The following is an 18344-nucleotide window of genomic DNA, read 5'->3' as shown; positions in this document are numbered from 1 at the left end:
GGGAGTCGGCGCCGACCTATCGTCCTGGCCCATCAGCCCCTGACGACCGACCCGCCCCCGACGAAGAGGAGGTCCCCATGCGGTGCAGCATCCCGACGCCCCTCGCGGTGATCATCTTCGGATCCGGCATCCTGCTCGCGCCCCTGGCCTACGCCCAGGCGCCCCCGACGTGGAAGCAGGGCCAGCCCTCCAACATGGCCGACTCCACGCTGGCCCCGATCCCGCAGCCGCCCGCGCCCAAGGCGGCCGCCGAGATCCCCGTCGACAAGATCAAGGTACCGCCGGGCTTCAAGGTCTCCCTCTGGGCCTCGGGCATCAACAACGCCCGCGTCATGACCTGGGGCGACAAGGGCACGCTCTTCGTCAGCAGCCGCACTGCCGGCAATCTCTACGCGGTGGTGGACAAGGGCGGCCAGCGTGAGGTGAAGCAGCTTGCCAAGGGGCTCAATCTCCCCAACGGGCTCGCCTTCAAGGACGGCACCCTCTACGTGGCGGAGATTCACCGCATCACGAAGATGGTGGGCATCGAGGACAAGCTCGACGCTCCTCCCGCGATGGAAGTGGTCTACGACACCCTGCCCAAGGACGTGCCGCACGGGTGGAAGTACCTGGCCTTCGGCCCCGACGGGAAGCTCTACTTCAACATCGGCGCGCCCTGTAACATCTGCATCCCGCCCGACACCCACGCCAACATCTCGCGCGTGAACCCGGACGGCACCGGCTTCGAGTACTTCGCGCACGGCGTCCGCAACAGCGTCGGGTTCGACTGGCATCCCGTGACGAAGGAGCTCTACTTCGCCACCCATGCGCGTGACTGGCTGGGCGACGATCTGCCGAGCGACCGCCTCGACGTGGCGCCGAAGAAGGGGCTGCACTTCGGCTTCCCCTTCTGCCATCAGGGGGACATTCCCGATCCCGAGTTCGGCAAGGGCCGGTCCTGCGGCGAGTTCGCGGCGCCGCTCTTGAAGACCGGGCCGCACGTGGCCGGCAACGGCGTGGAGTTCTACACCGGCTCGATGTTCCCCGCCGCCTACAAGAACCGGATCTTCCTCGCCCAGCGCGGGTCCTGGAATCGCAATCAGAAGATCGGCTTCCGCGTGATGATGGTGACCCTCAATCCGGGCGGCGCACCCAAGTACGAGCCCTTCGCGGAAGGGTGGCTGCAGGGCAGCGAGATCTGGGGCCGGCCCGTCTACACCCGGCAGATGAAGGACGGCTCGCTCCTGATCAGCGACGACTACGCGGGGGCGATCTTCCGGGTGACCTACCAGCCCTGAAGCGAAGCGTCCTGAAGCACTTCGCTCCGCTCCGGCGCGCCGTCGCCCCGATGGCTCTGGCGGTCGCCGTGCTGCTGGCGGCGACGGCTCAGGTCGCGCGGGCGGGAGACGTCGAAGCGGGCCGTCAGAAATCCGCGCCGTGCGCAGCCTGCCACGGGCCCGACGGCAATGCCACCAGGCCCGGGGTGCCGTCGATCGCCGGGCAGCCGAACTTCTTCACGCACTGGCAGCTCATCAAGTATCGTGACGGCCGCCGCAAGGACCCGCAGATGTCGGCGCCGGCGGAGAATCTCTCCGACACCGACATGGCGGACCTGGCCGCGTTCTACGAGGCGCAGCGGCCGCGGTCGCGCGGCTCCAAGACCGAGCCTGCGCGGGTCTCGGAGGGGCGCCGGCTCGCGATCCTGCATCACTGCACCTCCTGCCACCGTCCCGACCTCAGCGGACAGCAGCAGGTGCCGCGCCTGGCCGGCCAGGATCTCGACTATTTGCTGAAGCTCCTGCGGAGCTTCAAGGCGAAGACGGCGACCGACCTCGACGGCTTGATGACCATGTCCGCCCAGCCGCTCCACGAAGAGGATATCGTGAACCTCGTCCACTTCCTCGCGAGCCTGGGCGGCGAGGCGCCCTAGGCGGGCGGGCGCCACCCGCGGCGAAGGGTCAGCGCCAGACCCAGTAGCCCGAGACCGACGGCGACGGCGATGCTGGCCCCGCCGGTGTGGAGCAGGAGCCCGCCGCACATCAGCACTGCGAGACCGGGCACGGCCAGATCCGCCACGTAGCGCCCCCCGTGCGCCCCCGTGGCCCCGGCAAAGGTGAGACGGGGCAGGCTCAGGCTCACCAGGATGAAGCTCGCGAGCACCGCGGCGTCGGTGAGCGCGGCCGCTCGGGCGAGATCGCCGGGCAGGACGAGCACGGCGGCGACGCCCGTGACGAGGAGCGCGGCCAGACTCGGGATCGACCGCGGGCCGACCACGGCAAGCCGCGCCGGCAGCACTCCGGCATCGGCCATCCCGTAGACCGAGCGGGACGCCGCGAGCAGCAGGAGGAGCACGGTGTTGGCGGTGGCGGCCAGAGCCACGAGGCTCAACACGAGATCGGCGGTGGATCCGAGCGCGTGGCGGGCCACCAGCGCAAGCGGCGCCGACGAGGCGCTCAGCTCCCGCCAGTCCACCACCGCCGTCGCCGAGAGCGCCACGAGCACGTAGATGAGAGTGGCGCCGATCATCGAGAGATAGAGGGCGCGCGGCAGGTTCCGAGCGGGGTCACGCATTTCCTCGGCGAAGTTGCCCAGCTCGTCGAAGCCGAGATAGGAGAAGAAGATCAGCGCGCCGCCGCCGATGAGGCCGCTCATCCCTTGGGGCGATTCGAAGAGATTCAGCCGATGCCATGAGGGCACGCCGATCGCGATCACGAAGACGAGCCCGGCCGCCTCCACGATGGTGAGAGCGATCGCGAGGCCGACGGACTCGCCGACGCCCACCAGCAGGAGGGCGCCGACTGCAACCAGGAGCGCGAGGGCACCGGCGACCATCGGCACGCCGGCGAGGTGCGCGAGATAGCCGCCGAAGCCCAGCGCCACCGTGGCGACGGCGAGCAGATCGGCGGCCAGCATGAGCCAGCCCGCCACGAAGCCGGCGCGGTTGCCGAAGGCGAGCGCCGTGTACTGGAACTCCGGCGAATCGCGCGGCCGCATGGATCCGATTCGCGCGTAGGTATAGGCGGTGCAGCCCGCCGCGACGCCGGTCAGGAGGAAGGCCAGCCAGAGCGCCGGACCGGCAAGTCCCGCGGCGGGGCCGATCAGCGCATAGACGCCCGCCCCAAGGATGACGCCGATGCCCGCGAGGGTGACCTGCGCGAGCCCCAGGGTGCGTCGGAGGCCCACCGGTCGTCCCCGTCCGGCGAGTCTAGATTCCGCCCGTCACGTCGATGGTGATGCCGGTGACGAAGTCGGCGTCGGCGGATGCCAGGAAGCAGATCACCCGCGCCTGATCACGCGCGTCCGCCACCCGGCGCAGCGGATGCTTCGTGCGCTCCTCCGCCTTGCGGGCGTCGTCCCAGCCGTCCCAGCGCGGCCGCAGTCGCTCCGTCAGCGTGAGGCTCGGCGCGATCGCGTTCACGTTCACCCCGAAGGGCCCCAGCTCGTGGGCGAGCTTGCGCGTGAAGGCGATGATGCCGCCCTTGGCGGCGGCGTAGGCGCCGCTGCTCGACGCGCTGATGCCGCGCCCGGCGATCGACGAGATGTTGACGATTTTCCCCCCGCCCTGACGCTTCATGACCGGTGCGACGGCATGGCAGAAGAGGAAGGTGCCGTCGAGGTTGAAGGCGATGAGGCGCTGCCACTCGGCGAGCGTCTGCTCTTCCACCGTCGCCGCGGGATTCTTGATGATGGTGCTGCCGCCCACCGCGTTCACCAGGATGTCGATGCGGCCGTGCTCGCTCACCGCCGTCTTCACCACGTCCTCGACCTGATGAGAGTCGAGGGCATCGGCCGGGCGCCCGAAGGCGCGGCCACCGGCCTTGCCGATCTCCGCCAGCATCGTCTCGAGCCGCGCCTTGTCGGTGTCCACCGCCACCACGGTGCCACCCTCGGCGGCGATGATGTCGGCGGTGGCGCGGCCGATGCCGCTGGCCGCCGCGGTGATCAGCGCGACTTTCCCGGCGAATCGCATGGTGCGCTCCTTGGTGAGGGGACTCTAGTCCTTGGGCAGGCCGAGCACGCGCTCGCTCAGGATGTTGCGGAGGATCTCGGACGTGCCGGCGCGGATGCCACTCCCCCGCGCGAGGCAAGCGTAGAAGGCCCACTGGCCCTCGTCCGCCGCCCAGTCGCTGCCCGCCACGATCTGCGAGTAAGGACCGAGCACCTCGGTGGCGAGCTCGGCCAGGTCCTGATCGACCTGGCTCCAGAAGAGCTTGGAGGTCGAGCCCTCCGGTCCCGGCGCGCCGCCCCGGAGGATCTTGGTGAGGCTCCGATAGCCGTTGAGCTGGATGCAGCGCTCGGCCACCACGAGCGCGGCGATCTTCTGGCGGATCACCGGCTCCTCGGCCGCGCTGCGGCCGTTCCGGCGCGTGCGCCGCGCGAGAGCGATGAGGCGCTCGAGGGCGGTGCGCAGGCTGATGTGGCGGATCATCGTGAGCACGTCGCGCTCGTAGGCGAGCGTGGTGATGGCCACGCCCCAGCCCTCGTTGACCTTGCCGACCACGTTGGCCGCGGGCACCCGGACGTTGTCGAGGAACACCTCGTTGAACTCCGCCTCGCCGGTGATCTGGCGCAGCGGCCGCACCGTGATCCCCGGTGTCTTCATGTCGACGAGGATGAAGGTGATGCCCTTGTGCTTGGCGGCGGTGGGATCGGTACGCACGAGGAAGAACCCCATGTCCGCGACGTGGGCGAGGCTCGTCCACACCTTCTGCCCGTTCAGCACGTACCAGTCGCCGTCGAGCAGGGCGCGGGTCTGGAGGTTCGCCAGATCGCTGCCGGCGTTAGGCTCCGAGAAGCCCTGGCACCAGATCTCCTCGGCGGTGAGGATCTTGTCGAGGTGCCGTCCCTTCTGCACCGCGGTGCCGTGCTTCATGAGGGTGGGCCCGAGCATGGAGAGCCCGCTCCGGTTCAGGGGCTGCGGCGCCTGCGCCCGCGCCATCTCCTCGTAGAGCATGACCTGCTCGACCAGCGACGCCCCGCGCCCGCCGTACTCCGGGGGCCAATCCATGCCGACATAGCCGGCCTTGTGCAGCGTCCGCTGCCAGGCGCGTAGCCGCGCCACCGCCTCGGGCTCACCGCGCGACGACGCGAACCCGCGGCCGCGCAGCTCCTCCGGCACGTTGCGCTCGAGCCAGGCGCGAATCTCCTGGCGGAAGGCCTGCTGGGTCTCTGTGAAATCAAAATCCATGGGTTGACTAGACGACTCCCGGATCGGGCTTGGTGACGACGCCGTTGATCTTCCAGCCGCCGGGTTCGCTCACCATCTCGTAGACGGCCTCGATGCTCATGCCGTTGGCGCCGCGGATCTTGAGCACGAGATAGACATTACCGTTGGCCGCGCGCTCGCCTTCCGCCACCACCGCGAACACCGAGCGCGCGATCTCGGGATAGCCCACGCGCACCATCTCCTCGAAGTGGACGCGGTCGAAGCGCTGCTGGACCTCTTCCGACGCGAAGCCGTAGGCGGTGTCGAAATCGTCGCGACGGAATGCTTCCAGCTGGCGCATGACGGGCTCGGTGGCCGCCTGCACCAGCGTCTTGGCGTCGGGCGGCGCGGTGGGCGGCGCGGGCCCTTGCGCGAGACCGAGGCGAGCCACCAGCGCGACGGTCAGCAATGCGAAGAGCGCCGCCGTGGTTCGGAGCCTCATATGCGCGGACTATATAATGGCGCCCTACCCCACTCAAGGAGGCCGCCGGCATGGCCGACGTTCCGCTGCGAAGCCACAACTGGTTCGGAAAGAAGGATCTCGACGGCTTCGCCCACCGTTCGTGGGTGAAGGCCGAGGGCTTCAGCGAGGCCATGTTCGACGGACGGCCGGTCATCGGCATCGCCAACTCGTGGTCGGAGCTGACGAGCTGCAACGCGCATCTTCGCCAGGTGGCGGAGGCGGTCAAGCGTGGCGTCCTCTCCGCGGGCGGCTTTCCTCTGGAGTTCCCCACGATCTCGCTGGGCGAAGTCCTCATGAAGCCCACCACCATGCTGTTCCGCAACCTGATGGCCATGGACGTGGAGGAGTGCATCCGCGCGTATCCCCTCGACGGCGTCGTGCTCCTCTCGGGCTGCGACAAGACCACGCCGGCCATGCTGATGGGCGCCGCGTCCGCGGACGTGCCCGCCATCGTGGTCACCGGCGGCCCGATGCTGCGCGGGATCCGGGGTCAGGAGGAACTGGGCTCGGGGACGGACACCTGGCGGCTCTGGGCCGAGCGCCGCGCCGGCCGCCTCAGCGAGGAGGAGTTCTGCGAGTACGAGGCGTGCATGTCGCGCTCGGCCGGACACTGCATGGTGATGGGTACCGCGTCCACGATGGCCGCGATGGCGGAGGCGCTCGGTATGGCGCTGCCGGGTAATGCCGCGATTCCCGCGGCGGACGCGCGGCGCATGGCGCTCGCCGAGCTGACGGGCCGCCGCATCGTCGACATGGCCCGCGAGGGACTCAAGCCCTCACGCATCCTCACCCCGGCCGCGTTCGACAACGCCGTGCGCGCCGACATGGCGATCGGGGGCTCGACGAACGCGATCATCCACCTGGTGGCGATCGCGGGGCGCGCCGGGGTGCGCCTGCCCCTCACCCGCTTCGACGAGCTCTCGCGCACTACGCCGCTGCTCGTCAACGTGAAGCCCTCGGGGAAGTACCTCATGGAGGACTTCTTCTACGCGGGCGGCCTGCCCGCGGTGCTGCGTGAGCTCCTGCCGCTGCTGCACCGCGATGCGCTCACCGTCAACGGCAAGACGCTGGGCGAGAACGTCGCCGGCGCGGAGAACTGGAACCGCGACGTGATCCGGCCCCTCGACACGCCCATCGCCCCGGAGGGCGGTACCGTCATTCTCACGGGCAATCTCTGTCCGGACGGCGCGGTCCTCAAGCAGTCCGCGGCCTCGTCGCATCTCCTGACGCATCGTGGGCGCGCCGTCGTGTTCGAGGACCACGCCGATCTCCACGCGCGCATCGACGATCCCTCACTGCGGGTCGATGAGACCTCGGTGCTCGTGCTCAAGCGCGTCGGGCCCAAGGGCGCGCCCGGGATGCCCGAGTGGGGCGCCGCGCCCATTCCCGCACGCCTGCTGAAGGCGGGGGTGAAGGACATGGTGCGCATCTCGGACGCACGGATGAGCGGGACTTCGTACGGCACCGTCGTGCTGCACGTCTCGCCGGAAGCGGCGGTGGGCGGGCCGCTCGCCCTCGTCCAGGACGGCGACGAGATCGAGCTCGATGTATTCAACCGCCGGTTGACCCTGCGGGTTCCGGACGAGGAGCTGGCGCGGAGACGGGCGGCGTGGAGGCCGCAGCCGCCGCACTACGAGCGGGGCTACGGGCGGCTCTTCCTCGACCATGTGCTGCAGGCCCACGAGGGCGTGGACTTCGATTTCCTGCGGGGAAAGACGCCGGTGCGCTTCGAGGACAGCGCCGGACCGAGCCACGCGTAAACGCGCCGGCCGGGGGGCTCGTCTCATGGGCAGGAAAAGGAGGCCACCCCATGCGTCGACTGATCGCACTCGCTGCCGCCGTCGCCCTCGCCCTGCCGCTGGTTCTCGGACTCGGTAGCACGCCGGCTCGCGCCGAAGGCAATACCGTCGCCAATGTCGCCCTCGGCCTGGCGGCGTTTTCCGTGTTCCACCAGCTCTTCGCGCCCGTCGTCGTGGCACCCGCGCCCGTCGTGGTGCCCGCTCCGCCCGTCGTCGTCCCCGCTCCCGTGATCGTGCGACCGGTGCCGGTGTATCGGCCCGTGCCCGTGTATCGTCCGGTACCGGTGTATCGGCCTGTGCCCGTGTATCCGGGCTGGCACGGCTACGGCAAGGTGCACGCGCCCGTCGATCGCCACGGCCGCCCCGATCGCGGCCAGGGCAACCATCACCGCTAGACTCGCCGGCGGCGCGGGCCTCTGGGGGGCTCGCCTCAGGGGCCCCGCCGCCCCTCCTTCCACCGCTCGAGCTCCGGCCCCACCACTCGCTCCCGGCATTCCGGGCAGATGCCGTGGCTGAACGTCGCCGCGGAGCGCTCGCCGATGTAGGACTCGATGGCCTCCCAGTAGTTCCGGTCGTTGCGGATCTTCTTGCAGTACGCGCAGATGGGCAGGAGGCCGTGGAGCTGCTTCACCTGAGCGAGGGCGTGCTCCACGTCGCGACGCGCCGCCGCCTCCGCCTCGAACAGGCTCGCATTGCGGAGCGCGAGCGCGGCCTGCGCCACGAAGCTGTCGAGGAAGTCCTGGTTGACCGGCGTCATGTCGAAAGGCCGGCGTGAGTTGAACGTCAGCACGGCGAGGAGCGCGCCGTCGAGCATGACGGGCAGCCCGTAGAAGCTCGTGAGGTCGTGCCGGCGCCACCACTCGTGCGCGCGGAAGCGCGAGTCGGGGAAGACGTCGGCCACCATGACGGGCTCGCGACGCGTGGCGATCCAGCCCACGATGCCCTCGTCGAAGCGCACTTCGCGCAGCGGGAAATCGGCGGCGAGCTCGGGATCGGACGGCTCCGCGAATCGGAGCGTCTGGCGCTCGCGGTCCGCCACCCAGAAGAGCGCCAGCGGCGATTCCATGAGCCGGCCCGCCGCGCGGCTGATCTCGGCGAGCACGGTCGGCGTGTCGAGCGAGCCGGAGATGAGGCGGGTCAGCCGCGTCAAGGTCTGCTGCCGCGTCAGGCGCTCCTCCAGCGTCTGATAGAGGCGCGCGTTCTCGATGGCAATGGCGGCGTGCCCGGCGAGGAGCTGCAACGGGCGGACATCTTCCGGGCTGAAGTGGCGCCGCTCGCGCACCGCGACCCCGAGGGCTCCGAGCGTGCGCTCGCCGAGCAGCAGCGGCACGCCCGCGAACGACACCGTGCCCTCCGCCCGGACGCGGGCGACGTTGCGCGTGCGCGCCTCCTCCCGCACGTCGTCGATCACCAGCGGCTGTCGGGTGGCCGCGATCGTCCCCATGAGGCCCTCGCCGAGGGCCAGCCGCGTGACGCCGACGGCGTCGCTGGTGGCGCCCGCGTGCGCGCGCAGCGTCAGCGTGCGGCCGTCCTCGTCGAGGAGCCAGAGCCGCGCGAGCGAGTTGGCGAACAGCGCCACCGCGTGGCCCACGAAGCGCTGGAGCACCTTCTCGAGCGCCAGGGTGGACGTGAGGCTCTGGGTGAGGTCGGCCAGGGTCGCGAGCTGATCGCGCCGCGCCGTCAGCTCGCTGGTGCGCGCCGCCACCTGCTCCTCGAGGCGGCCGAAGAGGTCGTTATGGCGGCGGATCTGGAAATAGGTCAGGCCCGCCGCGATGCCGGCGAAGCCGAAGTCGAAGAGGCGCCCGCCGTCGATCACCCGCGAGGCATGAAGCACGTCGTTGATCGACACGGCGAAGTAGAACGCGAAGGCGGCCAGGAAGAGGCGCCGCTCCCATTTCACGAGGTTCCGTGCGCGCCAGATCAGGACGATGCCGTACACGAACATGCCCAGGCTGTACGGCAGCATGAGGCGCTGGAGCGGCCCGGGCATGACGGCCAGGTGGGTGCCCCAGACCCAGTCGCGGCGCAGATAGGTCTGGGGCTCGACGATCGTGTCGGTGAGCCAGAGGAGGGCGACGAGCCCGGCGCCCACGAGCCCGGTGACCCAGAGGCCGCGCGGGGGAGCGGGACGGTCCACCAACGCGTGGGCGAGGCCGATCACCACCGGGACGAGCAGGAACGCGCTGGTCCAGCACACGCGGGCTCCCACGAGCGCCTGCGTCGGCGTGATCGCGGCGGCCTGCACGAAGTGGCCGTTGATGTACGTGAAGGTGAGGGTGCACCACGCGGCGACCCAGAACGAGAGCCGGTCGGCGCGCCGGCCGACCCATAGGGCGAGGTGGCCGATGGCGAGGCACGCGACGGCACCCGTCAGGACGAGCAGCCCATCGACGAAGGGCGAGCCGGCGGGAAGCATGGCCGCCCCTACCATGCCCCAGAATCGGCGGAAGGTGAAATTCCGCGGCGGACGCGGGTGCCTCCGACCCGGCGCGGCGCCGGGCTAGCCGCCGAGCGCGCCGCGCAGGAAGCCGCGCGCCGCGGCGAGCCGGCGCCGGGCCTCCCGCGCGTCGACGCCCAGCCGCGCCATTACGATCGCGGGCTTGGCGCGGCCGCCCGCCGACGCGAGGAGCCGCGCCGCCGTGCGCGGGGGCACGCCGCCGAGCTCGCCGACCAGCCGCAGCGCCCGGGCGCGCAGCTTCGCCGAGCGGGGCTCGAGATCCACCATGCGGTTGCCGTAGACCTTGCCGAGACGCACGAAGGTCGCAGTGGTGAGCGTGTTGAGCGCGAGCTTGGTGGCAGTACCGGCCTTGAGACGCGTCGAGCCCGCCAGCACTTCCGGTCCGACAGCGAGCGCCACGACGACCCGGGCCGCGCCCCGCGGCACGGTGGGATTGCACGTGACGAGCACCGTGGCGGCGCCGCGGCCGCGCGCTGCCGCCAGCGCGGCCCGCACGAACGGGGTGACGCCGCTCGCCGCCACGCCCACCACCACATCGCCGCGGTACGCGAGCCTCCGCACCGCGCGGGCGCCCGCGCGCGCGTCGTCCTCCGCGCCTTCGGCGGCGCGAAACACCGACGCGCGCCCCCCTGCCATCACCGCGCGCACGAGGCGCGGTGGCGTGCCGAAGGTGGGCGGGCATTCCGCGGCCTCCAGCACGCCGAGCCGTCCGCTCGTCCCCGCCCCCACGAACAGCAGGCGCCCGCCCCGGGCGAGCGCGTCCACCACCAGGTCGACGGCCCGCGCGAGGGGCTGCGCGGCGCGCGCCACCGCCCGCACCGCCGCGCGATCGGCGCGATTCATGAGCCGCGCGATCCCGAGGGGATCGAGGCGGTCGAGACGACGAGTCGCGGGATCGGGCCGCTCGGTAGGCAGGCGCGCGTAGCGAATCTTCGGCATGATGCGCGCGCCTATCCTACTACTATAGAAGCTGGTGACCACCGTCCTCGCCGGCCTCGACGTGCTCGCGCACCGTCTCCCCCGCCTGCTCCGCGGGCGCCGCGTCGGTCTTCTCTCCCATCAGCCGTCGGTGACGCGCGATCTTCGCCACGCGGTGGACGTGGTGCGGGCGCTCCCCGGCGCGCGCCTCGCCGCACTGTTCGCGCCCGAGCACGGCATCACCGGCGCCGCGCAGGACCAGGTCGGCATCGGCGGGGAGCGGCACCGCGCCACCGGGCTGCCGATCTGGAGTCTCTACGGCAAGCGGCTTGCGCCCACCGCGGCGTCCCTCCGGGGCCTCGATGCCCTCGTGGTGGATCTCCAGGACGTGGGCTCGCGCTACTACACCTACGTGTGGACCACCGCGCTCGCCATGCGCGAGTGCGCGCGCGCCGGCGTGCCGGTGGTGGTGCTCGACCGCCCCAACCCGCTCGGCGGTGAGCGGCTCGAGGGCAATGTGGCCGATCCGCGCTTCGCGTCCTTCGTCGGGCTCTATCCCCTGCCCATCCGCCACGGGATGACCATCGCGGAGCTGGCGAGCTACCTCAACGAGACGCACGCGCTCGGCTGCGACCTCACCGTGGTGCCGATGCAGGGCTGGCGGCGGCGCATGTCCTGGGAGGACACGGGGCTGCCGTGGGTCGCGCCGTCGCCCAACATGCCCACCCTGGACACCGCGCGCGTGTATCCCGGCGGCTGCTTGATCGAGGGCACGAACCTCTCCGAGGGGCGGGGCACCACGCGGCCCTTCGAGTGGGTGGGCGCGCCCTATCTGGACGGCCCGCGGCTCGCCGCCGCGCTCGAGCGCCGGCGGCTGCCCGGCGTCCGCTTCCGCGCCACCGGCTTCGAGCCCGCCTTCCACAAGTGGCGCGGCCGCCGCTGCGGCGGCGTGCAGGTGCACGTGACTGATCGCGACCGCTTTCGCCCCTTCGTGACCTATCTGGCGCTGATCGCGGAGGCGCGGCGGCAGGGCGGCCGCCGGTTCGGGTGGCGCCGCCCGCCGTACGAGTTCGAGTGGAAGCGCCTGGCCATGGATCTGCTCTGTGGCACCGACGGGATCCGCCGGGTCATCGAGCGCGGCGGCTCCCTCCGCGCGCTCGAGGCGAGCTGGGCGCCCGCCCTCGCGCGCTTCGCCCGCGCGCGGCGGCCCTTCCTCCGGTACACGTGATGAGAGGGAGGCGCGCGTGACCCTGGAAGACCTCGTCGGACGCATGCTCGTGTTCGGGCTCGTGGGGCCCGACCTGACCGACACCGACGTGCGGCTCTTCCGCGACACCCGTGCCGGCGGCATCATGCTGTACCGCCGCAACTTCGAGACGCCGGAGCGCCTGCGCGCGCTCCTCGAGGGGCTGGAGGCCGCAGTGGGCCGCCGGCTTCTCGTGACCACGGACCACGAGGGCGGGCGCATCATCATGCTGAACCGCGGCGTGACGATCTTTCCCGACGGGCTCGCCGCCGGGACCGCGGGCGAGACCGCCTACGTGGAGCGGCAGGGGCGCATCGAGGGGCGTGAGATGCGGCGTCTCGGCGTCGAGGTGAACTTCGCGCCCGTGCTCGACGTGCTCACGGACCGCTACAGTCCAAACATCGGCATCCGCTCCTACGGCAAGGATCCCGCGCTGGTCTCGCGCCTGGGCGCCGCGCGCATCCGCGGCATGCAGGCGGAGGGGCTGTCCGCCTGCGCCAAGCACTTCCCCGGCAAGGGTCACGCGCCCGTGGACGCGCATTTGGGCCTGCCCGTGATCGACTCGGACTGGGCGGAGATGCACGCTCGCCACCTGCCGCCCTTCCTGGAGGCGATGTCGGCGGGCGTGGACTGCATCATGACGTCGCACCCGCTCTACCCGCGCCTCGATCCCGCGCCGCGCACGCCCGCCACGTTCTCGCGGCTCATCGTGCACGACTATCTCCGCGGGGAGGTCGGCTATCGCGGCGTGGTGATCTCGGACGATCTCGAGATGGGCGCCATCGGCGAGCTCTGCCCCATCGGCGAGGCGACGGTGGGGGCGGCCCAGGCCGGGCACGATCTTCTCCTCGTCTGCCACACCGAGCCCAAGCAGCGCGGCGCGCACACCGCGCTGCTCGAGGCCGCGAAGACCGGCGCGCTCCCGCGCCGTCAGCTCGAGCAATCCGTGGCTCGGCTCGACGCGCTCGTGGCCAAGCGGCCGCGGCGCGTGGCCGAGGGCGAGCCCGCGGCCGAGCGTGACGGCGAGCCGCTGGCCCGCGCCATGGCCGCGCGCGCGGTGACGCGGGTCACGCCGATGCCCGAGGGACTGCGCCGCCGCTTCAACGGCCGCGTCGTCGCCGTGTTCCCGCGCCTGTCCTCGCTGGCCGACCGCATCACGGTGGAGCCGGCGATGCAACGCGAGACGGAGTACGTGACGGGCGCCCTGGCCCCCCACGGCGTCGTGCCGGAGGTGGCGGTGGTGGGCGTCGAGCCGTCGGCGGCGGAGATCGCGGCGGCGGGGGCGGCCGCGCGCGGGGCCGACGCCACCCTCCTCTTCCTCTACGACGCCCACCTCTACACGTCGAACCGCGCCCTGCTGGAGACGCTCCAGCGCGAGGCGCGCGCCCTCGCGGTGGTGCTGATGCGCGATCCCTACGACGCGGCCCTGCTCGCGCCCGGCGTGCTCGGCCTCACCGCCTACGGCTGGCGGCGCTGCCAGCTCGAGGCCGTGCTCGCCGATCTGCTCGCCTGACCCCCGCGCGCGGCGCCCGCCGGCCCCGGTCGAGCTCGACCCGCAGCCGCTCGAGCTCGGCGAGAAAGGCCTCCAGCGGGCCGCCCACGGGGCGGCCGCGGCGCAGCACCACGCCGATTCGCCGCAGGAGCGACGGCTCGAGCGGGACGGCGCGGAGGCGGCCGGCCTCGACTTCCGCGCGCACCGCGAACCAGGACGTGACGGAGAGGCCCAGCCCGGCCTCGACGAGCTTCTTGATGGCCTCGGTGTTGCTGAGCTCCATCGGCGCCACCGGAGCCACCCCGGCGGCGTGGAACCAGCCGTCGATGACCCGGCGCACGTTGCCGCCGTGGTCGAAGAGCACGAGCGGCTCGCGCGCCAGCTCGGCGGCGCCCACCCGGGCGCGCGCGATGCGGGGATCGTCGGGGGGCGCGATCGCCACCAGCTCGTCGTCGTGGAAGGGCGTGACGCGCAGCTCGCGGTCGCGCACGGGCAGGCTCACGATGCCCACGTCGAGCCGGCTCTCCACCACCGAGCGCGCGATCTCGGCGGCGTTGCCCGTCTCGATGACGAGGTCGGTGCGCGGGTACGCCTTGCGGAATGCGCTGAGCGCAGGGGGCAGGAGGTAGGTGCTGATGGAGGCGCTGGTGCCGATGCGGATGCGGCCGGCCACGATGCCCTTGAGCCCCTGGATCTGCTCCACCGCCGTCTCGAGCTCGCGGCGGGCTCGGGCGGCGTGGGCCAGCAGCAGCTCGCCCGCCGGCGTGGGCAAGGCGCGCTTGCCCACGCGCTCCAGCAGCGGCGCGCCCAGGGCCGACTCCAGCGCTCGCACCTGCATGCTCACCGCCGGCTGCGTGATGTGCAGCTCGTGGGCGGCGCGCGAGAACGAGCCTCGCCGTGCCACCGCCTCGAGCGTGCGAAGATGGGAGAGCTGGAGCTGCATGGCTCCAAAGACTAACTGATGCTTCGAATCACAACAATTGATTTCCCTGATGATCGGGATGGCGCGATCCTTGAAGCGAGGAGGGACCACGCCATGTTCAACGAGTACGTGGTGGAGACGATGGTGGCGTCGAAGCTCGCCGAGGCCCGGGAGGCGGCCGCCCGCCGCGCCCTCGCCCGACGTGCGGGCGCGCCCCGCGCCTTCCGCGCGTGGCTCGGCGCGGCGCTGATCCAGCTCGGCCACCGGCTCGCGCGGCCGGAGCCGGCGACGGCTCCCTCCCATGCCCACTGACGGGACGCGGACAGCCACGCCGGGCCTCCATCCGAGCTGGACCCGGGGTGACTTCACCGTCACCACCGATCCGGCGCGTCTGCCGCTGGACGGGATCTGCGCGCTCCTCGCCCGCTCCTACTGGGCGCCCAAGCGCACGCGCGAGGTGATCGAACGCTCGCTGCGCGCTTCCATCCCCTTCGGCGTCCTCGCCCGCGGACAGCTCGTGGGGTTCGCGCGCGTCATCTCCGACCGCGCGACCTACGCCTATCTCTGCGACGTGATCGTGGACGAGTCACGGCGCGGTCAGGGGGTGGGCACCCTCATCATGGAATGCATCACGAGCCATCCCGAGCTCCAAGGGCTCGAGCGCTGGAGCCTCGCCACCCGTGACGCGCACGCGCTCTACCGGAAGTTCGGCTTCCAGGAACTGCGCCACCCCGAGCGCCAGATGGAGATCCCGCGCCGCCCCTGAGGGAGTGGGCCGCGGGGCGCTTTAGAGGCGCGGCATGTCCGGCTGCACCGCCTCTTCGAGCGTGAGGGGCGGGCGGCCGCGGAAGGGCTCGCGCCGCACCACGCAGTCGTCGAGGTCGCACATCGCGCAGTAGGCGCGGTGGCAGGGATCGGTGTGGAACACGAGCTCGCCCTCGACCGAGAGCTCGGCGATAGCGCGCTCGGCGAGGGATTCCGCCAGCTCGTGCGCCCGATCCACCGACCAGAACTCCGGCACCACCAGGTGGGCGCCCACGTGGTGGAACCGCCCGGCGCGGATGGCGCGGAGGTGGTGCACGCGGATCACCCCCTGCCCGATGTGCCGGTCGAGCACCCCGAGCACGCGGAGGAGCAGCGGGGTGTCCTCCTCGTCGAGCAGGCCGCCGGCGGCGTGGCGGACGAGCCGGAACCCCGTCCGCATGAGGTTCAGCGCGACCACCGCCGCGGTCACCGGGTCCAGCCACCAGATACCGGTCAGGCGGACGAGGAACAGGCCCACCACGATGCCCACGCTCGTCCAGAAGTCCGCGAGCACGTGCTGGGCGTCGGCGACGAGGGTGAGCGAGCGCGCCGCGCGCCCGGTGCGGAGCAGATACCACCCCAGCAGCAGGTTCGCGACGCCCGCACCCATCACGATCCCGAGGCCGACGTCGAGCGCGCGGACCTCCGAGCCATAGAGGAGCGCGCGGATCACCTCGTAGAAGATCATCACCGCCGCGAAGGCGATGAGGCCGCCCTCGAAGGCCGCGGAGAAGAACTCGATCTTGCCGTGCCCGTAGGGGTGGTTCCGGTCGGCGGGCTGCGCCGCGAACACGATGCCTCCGAACGCGAACACCGCCGCCACCACGTTGACGATGGACTCCAGCGCGTCGGACAGGATGGCGGTGGAGCCGGTCAGCCGGTACGCCCAGAACTTCGCGGCGAGGATCACCGCCCCCACCACGAGCGAGATGAGCACGGCACGCACCCGCGCGCGCGACTCGGCGGCCGCGTCCGCGGAGATGGCGGCGGGGGTGGCGGCTCCTGACCCGATCGTGCGGGGCTCCATGGCCCCGATGATAGCGCGGCGCGGTGGCCTACCGCCCGCGATCGAGCAGGGGCGCGAGCGCCGCCGCCAGCGCCATGGTTCCGATGGTGCCGATGATCACGAGCCACGACCAGCCGAGCGGGATCCGGCCGGTTTCCGACAGGATGAGCAGGACCAGATTGAGCACCGCCATCGCCACCATCGCCACCACGTTCGCGCGGTTGGCGCGAACGCGTGTGACGAGGCCCAGCAGGAACACGCCCAGCAGCGAGCCGAAAGTGACCCCCGCGATCTTGAAGGCAAGCCAGAGGATCTGGTCCTGACGCGAGAAGCCCCAGGCGATGGTGGCCAGGACCAGGCCGAAGCCCACCACCGCCGCCCGCGACACGCCCACGTAGTGCCGCTCGCTGCGCCCGCGCACGAGCAGCGGACGGTAGATGTCGGTGACGAACGAGGCGGCCAGCGAGCCCAGCGGTGAATCGATGGAGGCAAGCACGATCGCGGTGAGCATCAGCCCGCGCAGCACCTCCGGCATCGAGGTGCGAATGAAGAAGGGAAAGATCTCGTCGGGGCGCGGCAGCGCCACCGAGGGATGCTGGGCGTAGTAGGTGAAGAGGCCGGCGCCGATGCTGAGATAGATGGCCAGCGTGGCCAGCGTTCCCAGCGGCGTCAGCGCAAGCGTCTGCTGGCTCTTCCTCCGCGTCTCCACCGTGAGCAGCCGCTGCATCAGGTCGTGGTCGGTGCCGAAGGCGGCGGTCGACCCCACCAGGCCGTTCAGGATGGCCAGCCAGAAGATGTTGGGATCGGACAGCACGCGGCGCCAGAAGTCAGGGTCGCTGGGCGCGGGCCCCCAGTTGATCACGGAGAGCCGGCCCGCTGCCGCCGCGGTCGAGTAGAGGGCGCCGAGGCCGCCGTCAACCTGCGAGACCAGGAAGAGCACGGTGACGAGCCCGCCCAGGAGGAAGAGGGTCGCCTGGAACACATTGGTCCAGACCACCGCGCTCACGCCTCCGAGGGCGATGTAGGCGATCGACACCACCGTGAACAGGGCGAGGGTGGCGAGGAACGACCAGTTCATCAGGATCGACACGGCCAGCGCGGCGGCCATGAGCCGCACGCCCGAGCCCAGGAGTCGCGTCACGAAGAAGAAGAGGGAGCCCGTGACCTGGCTGGCCTGGCCGAAGCGGTGCAGGAGGAACTCGTAGATGGTCGTGCAGTCGTAGCGGTAGAAGGCCGGAATGAAGAGGAAGGCCACCGCGAACTTGGCGAGGCTCGAGCCGATGAAGAACTGCACGTATTCCCAGTTCTCGCGGTAGGCGGTGGCGGGCACCGAGATGATGGTGACGGCGCTGATCTCGGTGGCGAGGAACGAGAGGCACGCCGCCCACCAGGGAATGTGCCGTCGCGCGAGGAAGAAGTCGGAGGTGTCCTTCTGCCGGCGCGTGAACGCGCCGCCGATGGCGATGAGGGCGATCAGGGAGACGAAGAGGACGGCGTAGTCGGGCCAGGTGAGGCCGGCGCTGGAGGCGGAAGAGGCCATGGCCTGGTGCCATTATGCGCGCCGGATTCGGCGGACCGGGCAATTTAGGTGACAATACCGCGATGGCGACGCGGCGCGCGCGGCAGGCGGCGGTCTGGGCGGTGGGTTGCGATCTCGGCGGCACCACGCTGCGCGTGCTCGCCCGCGACGACGCCGGGCGCACGCGGCGCCTCCGCCGCGGGGCCGTGGTGGTGAGCGCCCTGCCCGGCATCCTGCGCGCGACCCTGCGGCGCTGGAAACTGCGACCTGGAGACATCGGCGCTCTCGTGGTGGCCTCCCGCGGGGTCTGGACGCCCGCGGAGCGGCGCGCCGCCGCGGCGGCGCTGCGCGGCCTCGCCCGCCGCGTGCGCGCGATCTCGGATGTCGAGGCGGCGCGCGACGGCGCCCTGGGTGCGGCGCCGGGCATTCTCCTCCTCGCGGGCACGGGATCGATCGCCCTGGGACGCGGCCGATCCGGGGCAATCGCGCGCGCCGGTGGCCTCGGTCCCCTGCTCGGCGACGAGGGCTCGGC

18 protein-coding genes are annotated in these 18344 nt (G+C 71.6%); 9 read left to right on the top strand and 9 right to left on the bottom strand.

The window, feature by feature from the left end; all coding sequences use genetic code 11:
• Positions 1–77: 77 nt before the first annotated feature.
• Both VFX14_05640 and VFX14_05635 read left to right on the top strand, forming a co-directional pair.
• Positions 78–1277 (top strand): PQQ-dependent sugar dehydrogenase, encoded by a 1200-nt coding sequence (locus VFX14_05640; GenBank protein HEU5189154.1) that lies wholly within the window; start codon positions 78–80, stop codon positions 1275–1277.
• A 50-nt stretch (positions 1278–1327) separates the two neighbouring features.
• Positions 1328–1909 carry a c-type cytochrome gene (locus VFX14_05635; protein ID HEU5189153.1) on the top strand — a complete coding sequence of 194 codons (582 nt, stop codon included), beginning with the start codon at positions 1328–1330 and terminating at the stop codon, positions 1907–1909.
• Here VFX14_05635 and VFX14_05630 read toward each other — a convergent pair.
• The 4 genes from VFX14_05630 to VFX14_05615 are packed head-to-tail and all read right to left on the bottom strand — an operon-like array spanning position 1906 to position 5627.
• A complete protein-coding gene (locus VFX14_05630; GenBank protein HEU5189152.1) occupies positions 1906–3162 on the bottom strand; it encodes an APC family permease in 1257 nt (418 codons plus the stop codon). The two genes, VFX14_05635 and VFX14_05630, sit on opposite strands and share 4 nt — an antisense overlap.
• 22 nt (positions 3163–3184) lie before the next feature.
• The gene (locus VFX14_05625) at positions 3185–3949 is read right to left on the bottom strand and encodes an SDR family NAD(P)-dependent oxidoreductase (GenBank protein HEU5189151.1); all 765 of its coding nucleotides are present in this window, start codon (positions 3947–3949) and stop codon (positions 3185–3187) included.
• Positions 3950–3973: 24 nt separating this feature from the next.
• On the bottom strand, positions 3974–5167 hold the full coding sequence (locus VFX14_05620) for an acyl-CoA dehydrogenase family protein (GenBank protein HEU5189150.1): 1194 nt from the start codon (positions 5165–5167) through the stop codon (positions 3974–3976).
• A gap of 7 nt (positions 5168–5174) precedes the next feature.
• Positions 5175–5627, bottom strand: coding sequence for a DUF4864 domain-containing protein (locus tag VFX14_05615; protein ID HEU5189149.1), 453 nt, complete (start codon positions 5625–5627; stop codon positions 5175–5177).
• Positions 5628–5677: 50 nt separating this feature from the next.
• Between VFX14_05615 and VFX14_05610 the strand changes: the two genes are divergently transcribed.
• Positions 5678–7408 (top strand): IlvD/Edd family dehydratase, encoded by a 1731-nt coding sequence (locus tag VFX14_05610; protein HEU5189148.1) that lies wholly within the window; start codon positions 5678–5680, stop codon positions 7406–7408.
• A 50-nt stretch (positions 7409–7458) separates the two neighbouring features.
• Positions 7459–7842 carry a hypothetical protein gene (locus VFX14_05605; GenBank protein HEU5189147.1) on the top strand — a complete coding sequence of 128 codons (384 nt, stop codon included), beginning with the start codon at positions 7459–7461 and terminating at the stop codon, positions 7840–7842.
• Between the two features lie 35 nt (positions 7843–7877).
• On the opposite strand, the gene VFX14_05600 is transcribed toward VFX14_05605, so the two are convergent.
• Both VFX14_05600 and murQ read right to left on the bottom strand, forming a co-directional pair.
• Positions 7878–9863 (bottom strand): GAF domain-containing protein, encoded by a 1986-nt coding sequence (locus VFX14_05600; protein HEU5189146.1) that lies wholly within the window; start codon positions 9861–9863, stop codon positions 7878–7880.
• Positions 9864–9947: 84 nt separating this feature from the next.
• Positions 9948–10844, bottom strand: a complete 897-nt coding sequence (gene murQ / locus VFX14_05595) for an N-acetylmuramic acid 6-phosphate etherase (protein ID HEU5189145.1) — start codon at positions 10842–10844, stop codon at positions 9948–9950.
• 34 nt (positions 10845–10878) lie between these two features.
• Here murQ and VFX14_05590 point away from each other — a divergent pair, with 34 nt between their 5' ends.
• Both VFX14_05590 and nagZ read left to right on the top strand, forming a co-directional pair.
• Positions 10879–12051 (top strand): DUF1343 domain-containing protein, encoded by a 1173-nt coding sequence (locus tag VFX14_05590; GenBank protein HEU5189144.1) that lies wholly within the window; start codon positions 10879–10881, stop codon positions 12049–12051.
• Positions 12052–12067: 16 nt separating this feature from the next.
• Positions 12068–13582 (top strand): beta-N-acetylhexosaminidase, encoded by a 1515-nt coding sequence (gene nagZ, locus VFX14_05585; GenBank protein ID HEU5189143.1) that lies wholly within the window; start codon positions 12068–12070, stop codon positions 13580–13582.
• Here the strand turns inward: nagZ and VFX14_05580 are convergent.
• The gene (locus tag VFX14_05580) at positions 13521–14504 is read right to left on the bottom strand and encodes a LysR family transcriptional regulator (GenBank protein HEU5189142.1); all 984 of its coding nucleotides are present in this window, start codon (positions 14502–14504) and stop codon (positions 13521–13523) included. The genes nagZ and VFX14_05580 overlap by 62 nt on opposite strands.
• Positions 14505–14597: 93 nt before the next feature.
• Between VFX14_05580 and VFX14_05575 the strand changes: the two genes are divergently transcribed.
• Positions 14598–14795, top strand: a complete 198-nt coding sequence (locus tag VFX14_05575; GenBank protein HEU5189141.1) for a hypothetical protein — start codon at positions 14598–14600, stop codon at positions 14793–14795.
• Positions 14785–15249, top strand: a complete 465-nt coding sequence (locus tag VFX14_05570; GenBank protein ID HEU5189140.1) for a GNAT family N-acetyltransferase — start codon at positions 14785–14787, stop codon at positions 15247–15249. Before VFX14_05575 ends, VFX14_05570 begins: the two co-directional genes overlap by 11 nt.
• Positions 15250–15270: 21 nt before the next feature.
• Here the strand turns inward: VFX14_05570 and VFX14_05565 are convergent, their stop codons facing one another.
• Both VFX14_05565 and VFX14_05560 read right to left on the bottom strand, forming a co-directional pair.
• Entirely contained in the window at positions 15271–16314 is a 1044-nt protein-coding gene (locus VFX14_05565; protein HEU5189139.1) for a cation diffusion facilitator family transporter, read from the bottom strand.
• A 28-nt stretch (positions 16315–16342) separates the two neighbouring features.
• On the bottom strand, positions 16343–17833 hold the full coding sequence (locus VFX14_05560) for a hypothetical protein (protein ID HEU5189138.1): 1491 nt from the start codon (positions 17831–17833) through the stop codon (positions 16343–16345).
• Between the two features lie 62 nt (positions 17834–17895).
• On the opposite strand from VFX14_05560, the gene VFX14_05555 reads away from it, so the two are divergent.
• The coding region (locus VFX14_05555; protein HEU5189137.1) for a hypothetical protein at positions 17896–18344 on the top strand (449 nt) is incomplete at its 3' end.

This window comes from Candidatus Methylomirabilota bacterium, from assembly GCA_035764725.1.
GTDB lineage: Bacteria > Methylomirabilota > Methylomirabilia > Rokubacteriales > CSP1-6 > DASRWT01.
This window is presented reverse-complemented; position numbering and strand designations above follow the sequence as displayed.